Source organism: Achromobacter sp. UMC71 (assembly GCF_014170305.1).
In the GTDB taxonomy this organism is placed as follows: Bacteria; Pseudomonadota; Gammaproteobacteria; order Burkholderiales; family Burkholderiaceae_B; genus Achromobacter.
The window spans coordinates 386,408-404,685 of the sequence record NZ_LZZT01000031.1 but is presented as its reverse complement, the minus strand read 5'-3'; the positions used below and the strand labels follow the sequence as shown (position 1 = coordinate 404,685).

Annotated in this window: 16 protein-coding genes; 9 read left to right on the top strand and 7 right to left on the bottom strand. The window is 69.3% G+C overall.

Annotated features, from left to right (window positions below; translation table 11 throughout):
* Positions 1 to 25: 25 nt before the first annotated feature.
* Entirely contained in the window at positions 26 to 1,591 is a 1,566-nt protein-coding gene (locus tag A9974_RS16025) for an ABC transporter substrate-binding protein (RefSeq protein ID WP_183005142.1), read from the bottom strand.
* 52 nt (positions 1,592 to 1,643) lie between these two features.
* Positions 1,644 to 2,411, bottom strand: coding sequence for a class II aldolase/adducin family protein (locus tag A9974_RS16020; protein ID WP_183005141.1), 768 nt, complete (start codon positions 2,409 to 2,411; stop codon positions 1,644 to 1,646).
* 162 nt (positions 2,412 to 2,573) lie between these two features.
* Between A9974_RS16020 and A9974_RS16015 the strand changes: the two genes are divergently transcribed.
* Genes A9974_RS16015 through A9974_RS16000 form a run of 4 tightly spaced genes read left to right on the top strand, consistent with a single transcriptional unit; the run spans position 2,574 to position 6,747 of the window.
* Positions 2,574 to 3,299 (top strand): GntR family transcriptional regulator, encoded by a 726-nt coding sequence (locus A9974_RS16015; protein ID WP_183005140.1) that lies wholly within the window; start codon positions 2,574 to 2,576, stop codon positions 3,297 to 3,299.
* Positions 3,296 to 4,324 (top strand): histone deacetylase family protein, encoded by a 1,029-nt coding sequence (locus tag A9974_RS16010; RefSeq protein WP_183005139.1) that lies wholly within the window; start codon positions 3,296 to 3,298, stop codon positions 4,322 to 4,324. The genes A9974_RS16015 and A9974_RS16010 overlap by 4 nt, the downstream gene beginning before the upstream one ends.
* A 10-nt stretch (positions 4,325 to 4,334) precedes the next feature.
* Complete coding sequence (locus A9974_RS16005; protein WP_183005138.1) at positions 4,335 to 5,387, top strand: phosphotransferase; 1,053 nt, start codon at positions 4,335 to 4,337, stop codon at positions 5,385 to 5,387.
* Positions 5,388 to 5,400: 13 nt separating this feature from the next.
* Positions 5,401 to 6,747, top strand: coding sequence for an aspartate aminotransferase family protein (locus A9974_RS16000; protein WP_183005137.1), 1,347 nt, complete (start codon positions 5,401 to 5,403; stop codon positions 6,745 to 6,747).
* A 91-nt stretch (positions 6,748 to 6,838) separates the two neighbouring features.
* Here the strand turns inward: A9974_RS16000 and A9974_RS15995 are convergent, their stop codons facing one another.
* Both A9974_RS15995 and A9974_RS15990 read right to left on the bottom strand, forming a co-directional pair.
* Positions 6,839 to 8,476 (bottom strand): S-layer protein, encoded by a 1,638-nt coding sequence (locus tag A9974_RS15995; RefSeq protein ID WP_183005136.1) that lies wholly within the window; start codon positions 8,474 to 8,476, stop codon positions 6,839 to 6,841.
* Positions 8,477 to 8,614: 138 nt separating this feature from the next.
* Positions 8,615 to 9,298 (bottom strand): TetR/AcrR family transcriptional regulator, encoded by a 684-nt coding sequence (locus A9974_RS15990; RefSeq protein ID WP_255468198.1) that lies wholly within the window; start codon positions 9,296 to 9,298, stop codon positions 8,615 to 8,617.
* A 162-nt stretch (positions 9,299 to 9,460) separates the two neighbouring features.
* Here A9974_RS15990 and A9974_RS15985 point away from each other — a divergent pair, with 162 nt between their 5' ends.
* The 3 genes from A9974_RS15985 to A9974_RS15975 all read left to right on the top strand — a co-directional run bounded on the left by A9974_RS15985 (position 9,461) and on the right by A9974_RS15975 (position 12,022).
* Positions 9,461 to 10,672, top strand: coding sequence for a Tm-1-like ATP-binding domain-containing protein (locus tag A9974_RS15985; protein WP_183005134.1), 1,212 nt, complete (start codon positions 9,461 to 9,463; stop codon positions 10,670 to 10,672).
* A gap of 11 nt (positions 10,673 to 10,683) precedes the next feature.
* Entirely contained in the window at positions 10,684 to 11,514 is an 831-nt protein-coding gene (locus A9974_RS15980; RefSeq protein ID WP_183005133.1) for a phosphoenolpyruvate hydrolase family protein, read from the top strand.
* 64 nt (positions 11,515 to 11,578) lie between these two features.
* Positions 11,579 to 12,022 carry an SRPBCC family protein gene (locus A9974_RS15975; RefSeq protein WP_183005132.1) on the top strand — a complete coding sequence of 148 codons (444 nt, stop codon included), beginning with the start codon at positions 11,579 to 11,581 and terminating at the stop codon, positions 12,020 to 12,022.
* Positions 12,023 to 12,115: 93 nt separating this feature from the next.
* Here the strand turns inward: A9974_RS15975 and A9974_RS15970 are convergent, their stop codons facing one another.
* A complete protein-coding gene (locus tag A9974_RS15970; RefSeq protein WP_183005131.1) occupies positions 12,116 to 13,084 on the bottom strand; it encodes a LysR family transcriptional regulator in 969 nt (322 codons plus the stop codon).
* A gap of 201 nt (positions 13,085 to 13,285) precedes the next feature.
* Here A9974_RS15970 and A9974_RS15965 point away from each other — a divergent pair, with 201 nt between their 5' ends.
* Both A9974_RS15965 and A9974_RS15960 read left to right on the top strand, forming a co-directional pair.
* Positions 13,286 to 14,752 (top strand): N-acyl-D-glutamate deacylase, encoded by a 1,467-nt coding sequence (locus tag A9974_RS15965; RefSeq protein WP_183005130.1) that lies wholly within the window; start codon positions 13,286 to 13,288, stop codon positions 14,750 to 14,752.
* A 33-nt stretch (positions 14,753 to 14,785) separates the two neighbouring features.
* Positions 14,786 to 15,745 carry a tripartite tricarboxylate transporter substrate binding protein BugE gene (locus tag A9974_RS15960; RefSeq protein WP_183005129.1) on the top strand — a complete coding sequence of 320 codons (960 nt, stop codon included), beginning with the start codon at positions 14,786 to 14,788 and terminating at the stop codon, positions 15,743 to 15,745.
* A gap of 91 nt (positions 15,746 to 15,836) precedes the next feature.
* Here the strand turns inward: A9974_RS15960 and A9974_RS15955 are convergent, their stop codons facing one another.
* Both A9974_RS15955 and A9974_RS15950 read right to left on the bottom strand, forming a co-directional pair.
* Positions 15,837 to 17,258, bottom strand: coding sequence for a sulfite reductase subunit alpha (locus tag A9974_RS15955; RefSeq protein ID WP_183005128.1), 1,422 nt, complete (start codon positions 17,256 to 17,258; stop codon positions 15,837 to 15,839).
* Between the two features lie 3 nt (positions 17,259 to 17,261).
* Entirely contained in the window at positions 17,262 to 18,275 is a 1,014-nt protein-coding gene (locus tag A9974_RS15950; RefSeq protein ID WP_183005127.1) for an FAD:protein FMN transferase, read from the bottom strand.
* Positions 18,276 to 18,278 lie beyond the last annotated feature (3 nt).

Here is an 18,278-nt window from a genome sequence, read left to right as displayed (position 1 = left end):
TTCCCCCAGTCTGGATCGGCGCGGTTCAGGCCAGCGTGGCGCGCGCGAGGCTGTCGTTCAAGCCGATGCCTGAATTGATCAGGTTCTTGACGTTGTTGCGATACAGCGTGGGGAACTGCAATTCCAGCAGCCAGGCCACCGGCACGTCGTCGACCAGGACGCGCTGGACTTCTTCGTACAGCTTGCGGCGGGCCTCGGGGTCGGCTTCGCGCGCGCCGCGTTCGAACAGGTCGTCGACCTTGGGGTTGCTGTAGCCCTCGACGTTGTTCCAGGGCGAGCCTTTGGCGATCGTGGACGTGAGGTAGTTGCGGCTGACGCCCAGGGCCGCGTCGCCATACTGGTACAGGTAGCAGAAGGCGATGTCGTAGTCCCAGTTGGCGGTCTTTTCGCTCCAGCCGGCGACGTCGGTGGCCGTCATTTCCAACTTGATGCCGGCTTCGGCCAGGTTCTGCCGGACGATTTCGGCGAAGCGCTGCCAGGTCTCGCCATAGGGCAGCGGCAGCAGGCGCAGGGTCTGGCCCTTGTAGCCAGCTTCCTTGAGCAATTGCTTGGCGCGCGCCACGTCGCGCGGATAGCGCGTGACGTCGTCGGTGTGGTAGCGCACGCTGCTGTTGAACGGGCCGGTCGCCACTTTGCCAAAGCCGTACCAGGCCACGTTGCGCATGGCTTCGCGGTCCAGCGCATACATGATGGCGCGGCGCACGCGCACATCGCCCAGCAGCGGATGGCGGTTGTTCAGCCAAAGAAAGGAGTGCGGGCCGAAGAATTCCCAGCCCTTGGTGGTGATGTCCACATTGGGCAGGCTCTTCAAGCGGGCGATGTCGAAGTATTCGACGGTGCCGCCGGGCAGCACATCCAGCTTGCCGGATTCGAACGCGGCGGCGCGCGAGGCGGCGTCGGGAATGACGTGGAAGTACACCGTCTCCACGCTGGGCAGGCCGGGCTCATGGTATTGCTCGTTGCGCACCAGCTGTATGTAGGAGCCGCGGCGCCATTCCTTGAACTTGTAGGGGCCGGTGCCGATGGGCGTGTTATTGGCCGGGTTGTTCAGGTAGTCGGTGCCTTCGTAGATATGGCGCGGGACCATGGGCATGGTGCCGCTTTCGAACAGGCCCAGGAAAGGGCCGAACGGGCGCGGCAGGCGGAATTCGACGGTGTGGTCGTCCAGCGCCTTGATGCTGTCGACGAAGGCCAGGCCGGCGCGCAGCCGCGACTGGGTCTTGCGCAGGAACTGGTCGACGCTGAAGACCACGTCGTGCGCGGTGAAGGGCTTGCCGTCATGCCACAACACGCCCTGCTTGAGCGTGAAGGTGTAGACGGTGGCGGTGTCGTTGACCGTCCAGGACGCGGCCAGGCCCGGCATGGGCTCCAGCTTTTCGTCGTAGCGCAACAGGCTTTCGTAGATGTTGCCGCCGATCATCTGCGTCGGGCCGTTCTGCACGATGCCCAGCATCAGGCCGGGTGGCTCGGGTTGCACGGCGATGTTCAGCACGCCATTGCGCGCGGCCGCGGCCCAGGCGGGCAGGGCGGCGGCGCCGCTCCACCAGCCGGCCGCGGCAGCGCTTGAAATCAGAAAGTCGCGTCGGTTCATGAGGTTCTCCTGGTGACGGGGCCGGGGTGGCGGGAAGGGGAGCGCGGCGCGGTCAGGCGCCGGCGGGTTCGACGAGTTTCAACAGCGCGCGCCATTCGCGTTCGCTGGGGTCCGGGGCGCCGGGCAGGCGGTTGGTGTCGCCGCTGGCGTACTGGCGCGCGGTCTTTTCGCTGACCTGCGGGCTGACGGGGTAGGTCGCCTGGCCGGTGGACTGGATTGCCAGCTGCACGCGGCAGGCGCGGTCCAGGTTGAGCATCAGGATGAAGGCCTGGGCAACCGTGGCGCCCGTGGTGAGCAGGCCGTGGTTGCGCAGGATCATCGCGTTGTGCGGGCCCAGGTCGGCGACCAGGCGCTCGCGTTCGTCCAGATCCAGGGCGATGCCTTCGTAGTCGTGGTACGCCACGCGGTTGTAGAACTGCAGCGCCCATTGGTTCACCGGTTGCAGGCCGCAGGCCAGCGACGACACGGCTACGCCGGCCACGGTATGGGTGTGCAGCACGCAGCCCGCGTCGGGGCGGCCCATGTGCACGGCGCTATGGATGGTGAAGCCGGCCGGGTTGACGTCGTAGGGCGTGGGGGCCACCGGGCGGCCGTCGAAGCCGACCTTGACCAGCGATTCGGGCGTGATGTCGCGGAACAGGTGGCCGTACGGATTGATCAGGAAGGCGCCTTCCTCGCCCGGCACGCGCGCCGAGATATGCGTGTAGATGCTGTCGTCCATGCCGAAATGGGCAATGAGGCGATAGCACGCCGCCAGGTCGCGGCGAGTCTGTTGTTCCGCCGCGCTGATCGGCTGCGCGGATTCCTGGGAGTGGGCCATTGATGCGTCCTTGATGGGGGGCTGCGGCGGCGGGCCGGATGCTGGGCATTATGCGTCGATCGTCAACTGTCGACAGTTAGCAGTAACACTGATATGCTGCGAAAAAACGGGGTGCTATATAGCTGACGCGCCAAGCGCATTTACCCCAGACAGAGACTCGCCATGCCTGAAACCCCGGCCGCCCTTAACGCTTTTGAATCCGTCAATGTTCCCGACCTGGTCGGCGTGGTCGAAGACCGGCTCACCCAGGCCATCGTGCAGGGCCGGCTGCCACCGGGCAGCCGCGTGGTCGAAGCCGAGATCGCCCGCCAGATGGCGATCAGCCGGGCGCCGGTGCGCGAGGCTTCGCGCCGGCTGGAGCGCCAGGGCATTCTGGTGTCCAAGCCGCGGCGCGGCTTTTTCGTGCGCGAGATGTCGGTGCGCGAGATCGACGATCTGTTCCAGGTGCGCCTGAGCCTTGAGTTGACCGCCGTGGCCGCCGCCTGCGAGCACGCCGACGCCGCCGGCCTGGCGCGCCTGACCCAGTTGCTGCAGCGGATGATCGCCGAGGCGGCCGATGCGCCGCAGCATCGCCGCATCGAGCTGGACCTGAGTTTCCACACCCTGATCTGCGAGCTGTCGGGCAATGCGTATTTGCTGCGCCTGTTCTCCAGCACCCAGACCGAAATGCGCATGATCATTTCGCTGATCGACAACGTCTACCAAGATCCGGAGCTGGTCGCGTCCACGCACCAACCGATCCTGGACGCGTTGGCGCGGCGTGACGTGCAGGCTGCTCAGGCCTGCATGAAGGTTCATCTGGACGATGCCTGGGAGCACGTCCGCAACCTGTTCGTCTCGCAGCATGGCGCGGCGGGCGAAAAACCAAGGGGCAGCGTCAAGCCATGAAAGTCGTCTACAGCGATAAGCACCAGCTTCATGATCCGCAGTTTTTCATCGTGCGCGGCAAGGTCAAGCGCAGCAACGAACAGCCCGAGCGCGGTGCCCGCCTGCTGGCGGCGGTGGAGCGTGACGGCCACCGGATCATCACGCCGGACGACCACGGTGCGGCGCCGCGCGCGGCCGTGCATACGCCGCAGTACCTGCGCTTTCTGGAAACGGCTTATGCGCGCTGGCGCGAATTGCCCGACGCTTCGGAAGAAGTGGTGGCCAACGTCCATCCGTTTCCGGGCCAGCCCTGCACCTACCCCGAGCACATCGTCGGCCTGGCCGGCTACCACATGGGCGACACGGCCTGCCCCATTGGCGCGGGCACCTGGGAAGCGGCCGCCTGGTCGGCGCACTGCGCCACCCATGCCGCCCAGTTGGTGCTGGACGGTGAACGCAGCGCCTACGCGCTGTGCCGCCCGCCCGGCCACCATGCCTATGTGGATCGCGCCAACGGCTTCTGTTACCTGAACAACGCCGCCATCGCGGCCCAGCACCTGCGCACCGCGCACCGCCGGGTCGCCATCCTGGACCTGGACGTGCACCACGGCAACGGCACCCAAGGCATCTTCTATCGCCGCGCCGACGTGCTGACGGTGTCGATGCATGCCGACGCGCACAACACCACGCCGTTCTTCGTCGGCCACGCCCATGAAACCGGCGAAGGCGACGGCCTGGGCTACAACATCAACCGCCCGCTGCCGGTGGGCACGGGCGATGACGGCTACCTGGCCGCGCTGCGCCGCGTGTGCCTGGACATCCAGGCTTTCGCGCCGGGCGCGCTGGTGGTGGCGCTGGGGCTGGACGCCCACGAACGCGACCCCTACAAGGGGCTGGCGGTCACCACTGAGGGCTTCGGCCGCATCCTGGCCGAAGTGGCCAGGCTGGGCCTGCCCACCGTGCTGGTGCAGGAAGGCGGCTATCTGTCCGACGACCTCGGCCCCAATCTGGCCAGCGCGCTGCGCGGCTTCGATTCCGCCGCCTGAGGAACCCGCCATGATCGATCAGGACTGCGCCCAGGACGTGTTGGCCGCGGCCTCGCCGGATATCGGCGAGGCGCAGGCCGCGCAGCTGGCGCGGCGCCACTTCGGCATCGTTGCCGACGTGCGCCGGCTGGCCGGCGAGCGCGACCGCAATTTCCACCTGCGCGCCGGCGACGGCTGCGAATATGTGCTGAAGTTCTCGCACCCGGCCGAAGATGCGCGCGTGGCGGACTTCCAGGCGCGCGCGTTACGCCATATCGAGCAGGCCGATCCGGGCCTGCCGGTGCAGCGCGTGATGCTGGCCGCCAGCGGCGAGCCGTGCGTCTGGCTGGAAACGCCCGCTGCGCCGCCGCGCGTGCTGCGGCTGTTCACCTACCTGCCGGGGCTGCCGCTGCCGGACGCACCGCGCTCGGCGGCGCAGCGCGGCAACCTGGCGCGCACGCTGGCGCGGCTGGGGCTGGCCCTGCGCGGCTTCGAACATCCGGCCGGCGCGCTGGACCTGCCCTGGGACATCCAGCGCACGGACGAAGTGGCGCCCCTGCTCGCGCATGTGGCCGATCCCGCGCGGCGGGCGCTGGCCGAACGCGGCCTGGCGCGCTTTGTCGACCACGCCAAGCCGGCGCTGCCGGGGCTGCGCGCCCAGGCCATCCACAACGACCTGAACCTGTACAACGTGCTGGTCGATCCCGCCGACCCGGACCGCATCGCCGGCATCCTGGATTTCGGCGACATGGTGCGCGCGCCGCTGGTCAATGACGTGGCGGTGGCGGCGTCGTATCAGCTGGAGCCGGGCGACGACGCGCTGGCGCCCGCGGTGGCCTTCACCGCGGCGTATCACGCCGTCAGCCCGCTGACGCCGGCCGAACTGGACGTGCTGTTCGACCTGATGGTGGCGCGGTTGGTGATGGTGGTCGCCATCGGCGGCTGGCGCGCGGCGCGTTATCCCGAGAACAGCGGCTACATCCTGCGCAACAACGCCGTGTCCTGGGCCAGGCTGCAGGCCTGCGACGGCATCGACCGCGACGCGGCGCGCGCGCGCCTGCGCGCGGCATGTGACATTCAATAGGAGGGCGGTGACCATGTCTGTGACGCAACCCGGCGCGCCCGCTGCCGCCTTGTCTCAAAACGCCCCTTGCCGCGCCGCCGCCGACGGCGCCGCCCACACCGCGGCGCTGATCGCCCGCCGCCAGCAATTGCTGGGGCCGGCCTACCGCCTGTTCTACGATTCGCCCCTTCACCTCGTGCGTGGCGAGGGCGTGTGGCTGTACGACGCGCAGGGCAAGCCGTATCTGGACGCCTACAACAACGTGGTGCCGCTGGGTCATTGCCATCCAGCCGTGGTCCAGGCGATCACGCGGCAGGCCTCGGTGCTGAACACGCACACCCGCTATGTGCACGAAACGGTGCTGGACTACGCCGAGCAGTTGCTGGCGACGTTTCCGCCCGGCCTGGGGCAGGTGATGTTCACCTGCACCGGCAGCGAGGCCAACGATCTGGCGCTGCGCATCGCGCAGGCGCATACCGGCGGCACAGGCCTGATCGTGACGCGCTTTGCCTATCACGGCGTGACGCTGTCCATCGCGCAGGCGTCGCCCTCGCTGGGCCGCTATGTGACGTTGGGACAGACCGTGCGCACCGTGACCGCGCCGGACACCTATCGCCAGGGCGCCGACGCCGTGGGCCCGGCGCTGGCGCAAGCCGTGCGCGAGGCGGTCGCGGACCTGGCGGCGCAAGGCCTGCGTCCGGCCGCGCTGCTGGTCGACACCATATTCTCCAGCGATGGCGTGCAGGCCGCGCCGGCGGGTTTTCTGCGCGAGGCCGTCCAGGCCATCCACGATGCCGGGGGCCTGTTCATTGCCGACGAAGTGCAGGCCGGCATGGGCCGTACCGGCCAGGCGATGTGGGGCTTCATGCGCCACGGCGTCGAGCCGGACCTGGTCACCATGGGCAAGCCGCTGGGCAACGGTCATCCGGTGGCCGCAGTGGCCGCGCGGCCGCAAGTGCTGGAGGCGTTCGGCCGCAACGGGCGCTACTTCAACACCTTCGGTGGCAATCCCGTCTCGGCCGCAGCCGGGCTGGCCGTGTTGCGCACGGTGCAGGAAGAAGCGCTGATGCCGCACGCCGAACGGGTCGGCCACTATTTGCGCGAGCGGCTGCAAGGGCTGGCCAAGCGCCACGACCTGATCGGCGACGTGCGCGGCGCGGGGTTGTTCATCGGCGTCGAGCTGGTGCGCGACCGCCGCACGCGCGAGCCGGCCACGCAAGAGGCTGCGCGCGTGGTCAATGGCCTGCGCGACCGGCAGGTGCTGACCGGCAGCGCCGGCGAGCACGCCAACACGCTGAAGATCCGCCCGCCGCTGCCATTTTCCGCTGCCGACGCCGATGTGCTGGTCGCGGCGCTGGACGAGACGCTGGCCGCGCTGTAGCGCCGCTGCAATGAAAAATGGCCGCGGGCATCTGCATGCCCGCGGCCATTTCTTCATGGATGAAACGCGGGCCGTACCCCGCGAGACTGCCTTACTGCTTCACGGTCACGAATACCGGGTTCGAGTAGAACCACAGGTCGTTGTAGTTGCGGGCGTTGATGGCATTGAAGCGCGCGGCGTTGTCGGTCACGTCGACTTTCAGGTCGGGCTGCGGTTCGCCCGCGACGGTTTCGCCGGCCACGTCCGGCCCCAGGTTGGTGCCGCGCAGGCGCAGGTACTGGCTCTTGTCGGCGGTCAGCTTGACCTTGATGACGTTGTAGCCGTCCTTGTCCACGGTCCAGTCGGCGCGGGTGTAGCGCGCCAGCACGCGGGTGCTGGGGTTGGTGGCGTTGTCGTACGCCGGCGTGCCGGGCGCGGCGCGCGGGCCCACGTCGCCCACGATCAGGTCCACGTGGTGCACGGTGGGCTTGACGTAGGTGGGGTTGCCGCTTTCGATCGGGTACTCGTAGTGGTTGCTGTCCGGGCTGCGAAAGCGGATCGTCACTTCCACCTGTTCGCCCCTGGCCGCCACCAGTTCGCCGCCCATGTTGGCCGTGCCCGAGGCGCCCCGCGCCTGGAATTCCAGCGCGTCGATCAGGTCGCCGAACACGCCGAACATGCGGCCGCTCTTCAAGCCGGCCACCACGGCCGCCATGTCCTTGCCGTCCTTCCAGACGTAGGTCTTGGCGTACTCGCCGGGCGCGTAGCCGCTGCTGTACTGGCCCGAGGCGGTGCGGAAGTGGAAGTCCGAATCGGCCACGTTCCAGATGCGGCGGCCTTCGCCCAGCAGCGCGTCCCAGGTGCCGCCGACCTTGGCGACCAGGTAGTCCACGCCGCCATAGGTGCGGTTGGGCAGGTTGACGGGCGTGTAGGCCTCGGCGTAGCCGCCGCGGTCCGGTTCCATCTGGTTGCCGACCATGCCTTCGATGCCGAAGAAGATCGACGGCGCCAGGTCGTGCATTTCACGCAGCTGGCCGATGGTGTACTTGCCGGCGTAGCGCGACGGATGGTTCAGCAGCAGGTAGCTGTCCGGATGCTTGTCGCGCAGCCATTGCAGGGCCGTCAGCGAATCGGCGTGCGTGGTGAAGGCGCGCGGCTGGCCGGCCAGGTCGGCCACCAGTTGCGCGTCGAACAGGTTGGCCGCCTTGTTGGTGTACAGGTACTCGTACTCGGCCACCGCGCGCAGCGACTTGGCCGACATCGGATCGTTCACGCCGATGCCGATGTTGACGTGGTCGTGCGTGGGCATGTCCCACTCGAACGACGAGAAGATGATCTTGCCGGCGTAGCGGCCCGCGGCCTGCGCCTGCTTGATGAATGGCACTTCGTACTGCGCCATGCCCGTGGAGAAGGGGACGGAACCGCCGGGAATGGCCGCGCCGGTGTTGTCGCGGTCGGACATGCGCAGGTGGTTCGACAGCGCGGCCCAGTCCAGCTTGTAGCGGTCAAACGCCTGATCCAGCACGCTTTCCAGGGTCACCTGGGCGTCATTGGACTGGATCGTGTGCACGTGCAGGTCGCCGGTGCTCCAGGCGCCTGTCTGCACGGGCGGGGTTGGGCTGGTCACCACCGGCGGCGGGGGGCTCGCCTCATCATCGTCGTCGCTGCCGCCGCAGGCGCTCAGCAGGGTTACGCAGGCCAGCGACAAAGGCATGATGGCCCGCCGCAGGCGGGATACTTCGAACTGCATTCCAGACTCCAGGGTCACGGCGGCCCGCAACACGCGGCGCCGCAAAGGCCCGCACTATGCGGCCCGTGAGTGACGGGGGAATGACAGATCGGTGCGCCGGGGGACATGGCCGGCGTTCGCGCCGCCGGCCATGGCGCGCTAGCGCTTGCGCGGGGCGGCCGGCTTGCCCGGAGTGCCGTCCGCGGCCGCGCCGGCTTCGGCCAGCGCCTGCCGGATGATGGCATTGGCGGTCCAGCGCGCCACCTCGGTGACGGCGGGCAATGGCAGTCCCCAGATGTCTTTCAGCACCAGGAACACCTCGGTGCCGTAGACCAATGACAGCGCTTGCGCCACGCGGTCCTGTTGCGCCGGCGTCAGCACGTCGGCCAGCGGCGCGATGGCGCGCTTCAGGATGTCGACCCGGTGGCCGCGCACCAGCCGCGGCTCGTTGCCGGCGCGGCCCGCGCTGGCCTCGGCGTGCTGCTGCAGCGATACCTGGATGGCCGCGCGCAACGGCGCTTCGTGCGCTTCCAGCCGTGGATAGGCAAAGCGCAGCAGTTCATCGACGCGGGCGGCGGCGTCCGGCGCCTTGGAATCCCACGCCAGGATCGGGCCCAGGCTTTCGTCCACCACGGCGGCGATCAACGCGCTCTGGCTGGGAAAGTAGCGGTAGGCGGTGGCGCGCGATACCTGCGCGTGCTCGGCCAGCTCGGCGACCGATGGCGTGATGCCCTGGGCCATCAACCGCTGGGCGGTATCGAGCAGGGTCTTGCGCATGCGGGCGCGCGGCCCGTGGGGCGGCTCGCCGCTGGCGGCGGCCTGCCGGCTGGCGGGCGCGATCAGGCGCGCGACAGCCGCGGGAGGCGCCTTGCGGGAGGCGGTTTCGGTTTGACGTGAGACAGGTGTCTCAGTATGATTCTTTCGTCTCATTTCTAGATTCTACAGGCCCTGGCGGCCTCACACATATCGAGGCGCGCACCGAGTGTAGCCGCCCGCGGAGGAGTCATGACGCATGCGAACCGGCGGGTCTACGTGGCCGCCACCTACGACACCAAGGGCCACGAGGCCGAATACGTCGCCGGCCTGCTCAAGCGGGAAGGGCTGGACGTGGTCACCGTGGACGTGTCCACCACCGGCGCGGCCAGCGTGGCCAGCGTGCAGGCCCGCGAGGTCGCCAACAGCCACCCGCAGGGTGCGCAAGCCGTCTTCACCGGCGACCGTGGCACGGCCATCGCCGCCATGGCGCTGGCGTTTGAACGCTATGCCGCCGGCAGCCCCGCCATCGGCGCCTTGCTGGGCCTGGGCGGATCGGGCGGCACCGCGTTGATCACGCCCGCCATGCAGGCGCTGCCCATCGGCGTGCCCAAGCTGATGGTCTCGACCATGGCGTCCGGCAACGTCGCGCCGTACGTCGGCCCGTCGGACATCGCCATGATGTATTCGGTGACCGACGTGGCGGGCCTGAATCGCATCTCGCGCCGCGTGCTGGCCAATGCCGCGGGCGCCATCGGCGGGGCGTTCCGCCAGGCTGCCAGCGCCACCGCCGACGACAGCCGGCCCGCCGTGGGCATCACCATGTTCGGCGTCACCACCGCCTGCGTGCAGCAGGTGACGCCGCTGCTCGAATCGCGCTTTGACTGCCTGGTGTTTCACGCCACCGGCACGGGCGGCCAGTCGATGGAAAAACTGCTGGACAGCCATCTGCTGGCCGGCGTGCTGGACCTGACCACTACCGAAGTCTGCGACTTCCTGTTTGGCGGCGTGCTGGCCTGCACCGAAGACCGCTTCGGCGCGGTGGCGCGTACGCGCGCGCCGTATGTGGGGTCCTGCGGCGCGCTGGACATGGTGAACTTCGGCAGCATGGATTCCGTGCCCGAACGCTACCAGGGCCGCACGTTCTATCCCCACAATCCGCAGGTGACGCTGATGCGCACCACGGTAGAAGAAAACAAGCGGCAGGGCGAATGGATCGCCGCCAGGCTGAACCGTTGCGACGGCCCCGTGCGCTTCCTGATCCCGCAAGGCGGCGTGTCGGCGCTGGACGCGCCGGGCCAGGCGTTCTGGGACCCGCAGGCCGACGCCGCGCTGTTCGCGGCGCTGGAAGCCAACCTGGTGCAGACCGCCGACCGGCGCCTGATCCGGGTCCCCTGCCACATCAACGACCCGCTGTTCGCCCAGACCGCGGTCGATCATTACCTTGACATCGCTACCCACTGAGGACCTTCGCCATGCCGCGTTTTGACCGTCACCAACTGCTGGACAAGTTTCGCGCCATGGTGCGCGCCCGTACCCCCATCGTGGGCGGCGGCGCAGGTACCGGGCTGTCCGCCAAGTGCGAGGAAGCGGGCGGCATCGACCTCATCGTGATCTACAACTCGGGCCGCTACCGCATGGCCGGACGCGGCTCGCTGGCCGGCCTGCTGGCCTACGGCAACGCCAACGACATCGTGGTCGACATGGGCCGCGAAGTGCTGCCCGTGGTCAAGCACACCCCCGTGCTGGCCGGTGTCAACGGCACCGATCCGTTTTGCGATTTCGACCTGTTCCTGGATGACCTGAAGCGCCAGGGCTTTGCCGGCGTGCAGAATTTCCCCACCGTGGGCCTGATCGACGGCACCTTCCGCGCCAACCTGGAAGAAACCGGCATGGGCTACGCGCTGGAAGTCGACATGATCCGCCTGGCCCACGAAAAGGGCCTGCTGACCACGCCCTACGTGTTCAACGAAGACGATGCCGTGGCGATGACGCAGGCCGGCGCCGACATCATCGTGGCGCACATGGGCCTGACCACCGGCGGCTCCATCGGCGCTGAAACCGCGCTGACGCTGGACGACTGCGTGGCCGCCATCGACCGCATCGCGGCCGCGGCCCTGGCGGTGCGGCCAGACGTGATCGTGCTGTGCCACGGCGGCCCGATCGCCACGCCCGAAGACGCGGCCCACATCCTGCGCCATTGCAAGCATTGCCATGGCTTCTATGGCGCCAGCTCGATGGAGCGCCTGCCCACCGAACAGGCGCTGACCGCCGCTACCCGCGAGTTCAAGCAGTTGACGTTCTGACGTTCCCCTTCATCCGCACCGGCCCCGGCGCAAGGCGCCTGGGGCATCCCTGCCAGGAGTCCGCATGTCGCATACCGTCTATATCAGCGCCGTCATCCACGCCCCGCTGGCCCGCGTCTGGCCGCTGTTTCGCGATTTCAACGGCCTGGCGGGCTGGCATCCGGGTATCGCCCAAAGCCGCCTGGAAGAGGGCGGCCGGCATGACGCGGTGGGCTCAGTGCGTTACCTGACGCTCAAGCCGTCGGGCTTCGTGCGCGAGCAACTGCTGATGCTGGACGATCCCGGCACCGCGCTGCGCTATTCCATCATCGAGACCGACCTGCCGATGCGCGACTACATCGCGGGCGTGACGCTGCGCCCCGTGACCGAGGGCGACACGACGCTGGTGCAGTGGTGGGCGGATTTCCGCGTCGAAGACGGCGCGGACCTGCAGGCGGTGGCCGCCGCGGTGGGGCAGGGCGTCTTCGCGGCCGGGCTGGCGGCGCTGGACGAAAAACTGCGCGGTTGACCGACGCGGCGCCGGGGGGGGCGGCCGTTGCGGATCACAGCGCGCGCGGGCCGCAGCCCCCCGGTGGCAACATCGCGGGCCGCGGCGTTCTGGCTAGCCGCGCTTGCGTCCCGCGCTTGCAGCCGGCCTGCACCCCGCAGGCAGTGCCGCCGTACGCAGATACTTGCGGATCGCCAGGATCAACGCCTGGGCCGCCGGGCTCAGCGGGTATTCCTTGTGGCGGATGATGCACATCGTGCGCACTACGGTCGGCCGCGCGAGCAGCCCATACGCCAGCTCCGGTTCCATCACGCGCTGCGCCGCCAGCGCGGGCAGCACCGCCACCCCCATGCCGGCCTTCACCAGCGCTGCCTGCGACGTCGTGCTGGACGCTTCATAGAACGGCGCCGCGGCTTCGATCGGCAGATCGGCGCGGGCCCGCAGCAGCGCCATGATGCCGGTTTCGTCCACCACCCCCACCAGCTTGCGGCCGGCCAGGTCCGCCCAACGCATCGTGCCGTCGCGGCCCGGACGCAGATCGGGATCGTCGCGCCGGTACAGCACGCCGAAGCGGTCTTCGAGCAGGGCGTCGAAGTGGAGCCCGGGGGCATCGGCCCAGCGGCTGGTCAGGCCGAAGTCGACGTCGCGCGTGGCTACCTTGCGCTGAATGCGGCCCGAGTTGTCATCGCTGAGATACAGCCGGATGGCGGGATATTGTGCTGCGAATTCGGCCGCCGCAGGCGCGATGATCTGGGTAATGGCCGACGGCGCCGCCGCCACGCCCACGCGGCCGCGCTCCAGGGCGCCGAATCGCACCACGTCGCCGATGGCGCCGTCGAAGTCGGCCAGCAGCCGCATCACGCGCGGCAGGAACTCCTCGCCCGCCGCGGTCAGCAGCACGCGCCGGCTGGTGCGGGCGAACAACTGCGTGCCCAGCGCGTCTTCCAGTTGCCGCACCAGGCTGGTCACGGAAGACTGGGTCTGGAACAGGCGCTTGGCCGCGTGCGTGAAACTGGATTCCTGCGCCACCGCGACGAAGGCGGTCAGGTGCTTCAGGGTGACGTGCTTGGGCAGGCGATACATTTCAAATCCCGATAGATGAATCAGTAAAAACAATTTTTCCAGATTGATCAGGCGGACGATACTAGAGCCTGTTCCCACTGGAAGGCGCCTTCCAGTGGGAACAGGCCCTGGGGCCTTCATCAAGATCGGGGGGCGATCGTGTCCCACGATCCGCGCAACAAGAGGCCGGCATCCATGTCCGGCCCGCATCAAGGCAGAGCAATGCAGGACACTTTGGATCTGGTCATCGAAGGCGGCTGGGTGATCGACGGGCTGGGCGGGCCGCGGCAACGGGCCGACGTGGGCATCCACGGGCAGCGCATCGCCGCCATCGGCGACCTGTCCGCCAGGCCCGCGGTGCGCCGTATCGATGCCACGGGCAAGATCGTGGCGCCGGGCTTCATCGACACGCACGGGCACGATGACCTGATGTTCGTGGAAAGGCCGGGGCTCGAATGGAAGACCAGCCAGGGCATCACCTCGGTGGTGGTGGGCAACTGCGGCATCAGCGGCGCGCCCGCGCCGCTGCCCGGCAACACCGCGGCGGCGCTGGCGCTGCTGGGCGAATCGCCCCTGTTCGCCGATATGGCTGCCTACTTCGCCGCCTTGCAGGCGCAGCAGCCAATGATCAACGTGGCCGCCCTGGTGGGCCATGCCAACCTGCGGCTGGCGGCCATGCGCGAACCGGCCGCACAGCCTACCGAAGCGGAACAGCAGGCCATGCAGCAGATGCTGGCCGACGCGCTGGACGCAGGCGCGGTGGGCTTCAGCACGGGCCTGGCCTACCAGCCAGGCGGCGCGGCTCGGCAGGCCGAGCTGGACGGGCTGGCGCAGGTGGCGGCGGCGCGCGGCGCCCTGCATACCAGCCATATCCGCAACGAAGGCGATCGCGTCGAGGAAGCGGTCGACGAAGTGCTGTCGGTCGGCCGCCGCACCGGTTGCGCCACCGTGCTGTCGCATCACAAATGCATGATGCCGGACAACTGGGGCAAGAGCCGCGTCACGCTGGCCAGCATCGACCAGGCGCGCGCCGCCGGCGTCGACGTGGCGCTGGATATCTACCCGTATCCCGGCAGCTCCACGATCCTGATTCCCGAGCGCGCCGAGCTCATCGACGACATTCGCATCACCTGGTCCACGCCGCATCCGGAATGCGGCGGCCAGATGTTGCGCGACATCGCCGCCGCGTGGGGCTGCGACAAGGCCGAAGCCGCGCGGCGCCTGTGCCCGGCCGGCGCCATCTATTTCGCCATGGACGAAGCCGAAGTGCGCCGCATCTTCCAGCACGAGTGCTGCATGGTCGGGTCCGATGGCCTGCCCAACGACGCGCATCCGCACCCCCGGCTGTGGGGCAGTTTCACGCGCGTGCTGGGTCGCTATGTACGCGAGGCCGAATTGCTGACGCTGGAGGCCGCGGTGGCCAAGATGACCGCGCTGCCGGCCCGCGTGTTCGGCCTGGCGGATCGCGGCCGCCTGGCGGCTGGCGCCTGGGCCGACGTGGTGGTGTTCGACGCCGACACCGTCGAGGACCGCGCCACCTGGGACGCGCCGACGCTGGCCTCGGCCGGCATCGAGCACGTGCTTGTCAACGGCTGCTCGGTGTTTCCGACGGTGGCCGGCCAGCCGCGTCCCGGCCGGATATTGCGCCGCGAGACTGCTGCTGGCGGCGTTGCCGATTTTCCCCAATAACAAGCAGAACCCATCCCCACAGGAGACAACTTCATGATCCGCAAGACTTGTGCCGCCTTGGCGCTGGCCGCCATGCTGCCCGCCGCCCATGCCGAATTTCCCGACCGTCCCATCACCCTGATCGTGCCGTTCCCGGCGGGCGGGCCCACCGACATCGTCGGCCGCCTGGCCGCCGCCAAGGCGGGCGAGATCCTGGGCCAGCAGATCGTGGTGGAAAACCGCACCGGCGCGTCCGGCACCATCGGCATGGCCGCTACGGCGCGCGCCAAGCCGGACGGCTACACGGTGGGGTTGGCCACCGTCAGCACCCATGGCACCGCGCCGCACCTGTTCCCCAACCTGGCCTACGACCCGGTCAAGGACTTCACGCCGGTCAGCAATCTGGTGACCAGCCCCAATATCCTCAGTGTCAACCCGCAGTACCCGGCCAAGACCTTGGCCGAGTTCGTCACGCACGTGCGCGCCAACCCGGGCAAGGATGGCTACGCCAACGCTGGCGCGGGCGGCATCAACGACCTGGGCATGATCTGGTTCCTGCAGATCACGGGCGGCAAGATGAACAGCATCTCGTACCGTGGCTCGGCGCCCGCGCTGACCGACACGGTGGGCGGCGTGGTGCCGGTGATCTTCGACAACTTCCCATCGTCGCTGCCGTACATCAAGAGCCAGCATCTGCGGCCGCTGGCCATCACCGGCACGGCGCGCAACTCGCGTCTGCCGGACGTGCCGACTTTTGCCGAGCAGGGCTACAAGGATTACGACGTCACGGCCTGGTACGGCGTGGTGGGGCCGGCGGGCATGCCCGACGCGGTGCGCGACAAGTTGGCGCAGGCCTTCGCCCGCGCGGTGCGCGACCCCGCCACAGCGGCCAAGATGGAAGAGACGGGCGCTTTCCCGCTGGGCAACACGCCAGCGGAGTTCGCCGAGCAGATCCGCACCGAACGCGACCGCTGGAAGGCGGTGATCGACAACGCGCAGATCAAGCTGCAGTAAGCCAGGGCGGGGCGGGGGCCGTCAGCGCAAGCGCGGCGGCAGCGGCGCAAGAAAAACGGCGCAAGAAAAACGATGCAGGCGCGGCGGCGCGTCAATACACGTCGCGCCGGTAGCGGCCGTCGTGCAGCATCGTCTGCAGTGGATCGTCGCCCAGCATCTGGCGCAGGGCGGCGTCCACGCCGCCCGCCATGCCTTGCAGGCTGCCGCAGACATAGATCGCGGCGCCGTCGTCGACCCAGGCTTTCACGCGTTCCGCTTGTTCCAGCAAGCAATGCTGCACGTAGCGGCGCTCGGCCTGGTCGCGCGAATACACGGTGTCCACGCGTGCCAGCGTGCCGTCCCGGTGCCAGGCCTCGATCTCGTCGCGGCAAAAGCCATCGTGCGCCGCGTTGCGTTCGCCGAACACCAGCCAGTTGCGTCGGTGCCCCGCCATCCGCCGTGCCTTGATCAGCGCGCGCAAGCCTGCCAGGCCCGTGCCGTTGCCCACCAGGATCAGCGGACGGCCGTCCTGCGGCGCATGGAAATTGCGGTTGCCGCGCACCCGCAAGGCGATCTCGTCGCCCGTCTGCGCGATGTGCGTCAGCCAACCGCTGCCCAGGCCCAGCCCGCCGTCCGCGGCGCGCATCTGGCGCACCAGCAGTTGCAGCGTGCCGTCGGCGGGCAGCGACGCAATCGAGTATTCGCGGTGCGCCATCAAGGGGCCGCCGCGCATCTGGCGCGGGCCGACTTCCGCGATGTCGCCGGCCTGCCAGGCGGGCGTGGCGGCGTCGGGCGGCGTCAGCGTCAGCAGGTAGCAGGGCCCGCCCTGGCTGCCGGGATTGAGCAGTTCGCGCCGCGCCAGGCGCCAGGATTCATACGCCGGCGCCTGCCAGTCGGGCAAGTCGCTGCGGCCGGCCAGCAGGCCCAGGTGATGCTGCCAGTGACGCAGCGCGGCCGGGTCGCCGTCGTCGACCTCGACCAGATCGAACAGCGGGGCCGCGCCTTGCGCGTGCAGCCAGTCGTCCAGCCGATGGCCAAAGCCGCAGAAGTGGGCGTAGTCGCTGTCGCCCAGCGCCAGCACGGCGTATTGCAGGCCGGCCAAGGTGGTGGGCGTTTCGCGGTGGGGAAGGGACGCGCCGGCGGCCGGCGCCGCCGGACGGGCGCCGCTCTGCATGACCTGTCCCGCGAACGCGGCCGCTGCATCGGGCGGATCGCCTTCGCCATACGTGCTGGCGATGAACAGCACGCGGCGGTAACTGGCCAGGCGCGCGGCATCCAGCTGGCCCAGCGGGGTGACGCGCACCGTCAAGCCGCCGGCGCGTAGCGCATCGGCGGTCTGCGCGGCCAAGGCTTCGGCGTAGCCGGTCTGGCTGGCATAGGCGACCAGCATGTCGTCCTGCGCGGCCGGGGCATCCAGGTCCTGTCGAGCCGCCAAGGCTTGCGACCGGCGGCGCCTGACGCCGCGCCAGGCCCAGCCGCACAACAGCAGCCAGGCCAGCACCACGCACGCAGCGGCAATCCAGCGCAGCGTCATAAGTCAGCAGGGGGCGGCCAGCGCCTGGAAGGCGGCGGTGGCGCTGACACGGTAGCCATCGGCTTCGCGCAGGATGAACAAGGCAGCTACGCCATGACGTTCGGCATGGGCCAGGCCGTCGCGTTCGCCTAGCACCGTCAGCGCGGTGGCCAGCGCGTCGGCCTGCATGCAGCCGGCGTGCAGCACGGTGACGGACGCCACGCCGTTGCGTACCGGCTGGCCGCTGCGCGGGTCGATCGTGTGGGCATAGCGGGCATCGCCGTCGCCCGCATGGCGGCGGTAGTCGCCCGAGGTGGCGATGGAGAGGTCCTGCAAGGGCAAGGCCAGCGCGTGGTCGTCGCTGCCGTCGGGCACTTCGACCGCTACACGCCACGGCGCGCCATCGGGCCGCTTGCCGCGCGCGCGCAGCTCGCCGCCCACTTCCACCAGGTAGTTCGCGATGCCCAGCGCATCCAGCGCCTGCGCGGCGCGGTCCACGCCATAGCCTTTGGCGATGGAGGACAGGTCCAGGTAGATGCCGCCGGGCTGGTGCGCGGCCTGGCGCGCCTCGTCCAGTTGCACGCGGCGCCAGCCGCAGCGCAGCCAGGCTGCCTCGATGGCGGCGGCGGACGGCGGTTCGAAGGCGCGCTGCCACGGCCCGAACCCCCAGGCGTTGACCAGCGGCCCCACCGTCGGGTCATAGGCGCCGCCGCAATCTTCAGCCAGCGCCAGCGCATGGCGCAGCACATGGAAGAACGCGGCGGGCAGCTCGCGCCAGCCGGCGGCGGCGCGGTTGTAGCGGCTGATGTCCGATTCCGCTTCCCAGGTGCTCATCTGCGCGACCACCTCGTCCAGCGCGGCCTGGATCGCCTGCCGCGCGGACGCGTCGGTGGCGCCGGCCGGCAGCGCCAGCCGCGCTGACCAGGTGGTGCCCATGGTCGCGCCCGCCAGCGCCGCGGCCCGCAAGGGCAGGGCGCCGAAGCGGACACGCATGGCTGGCGCCGCGCCGCGCGGGGCGTAGGAAGGGACGGACCTCATGCG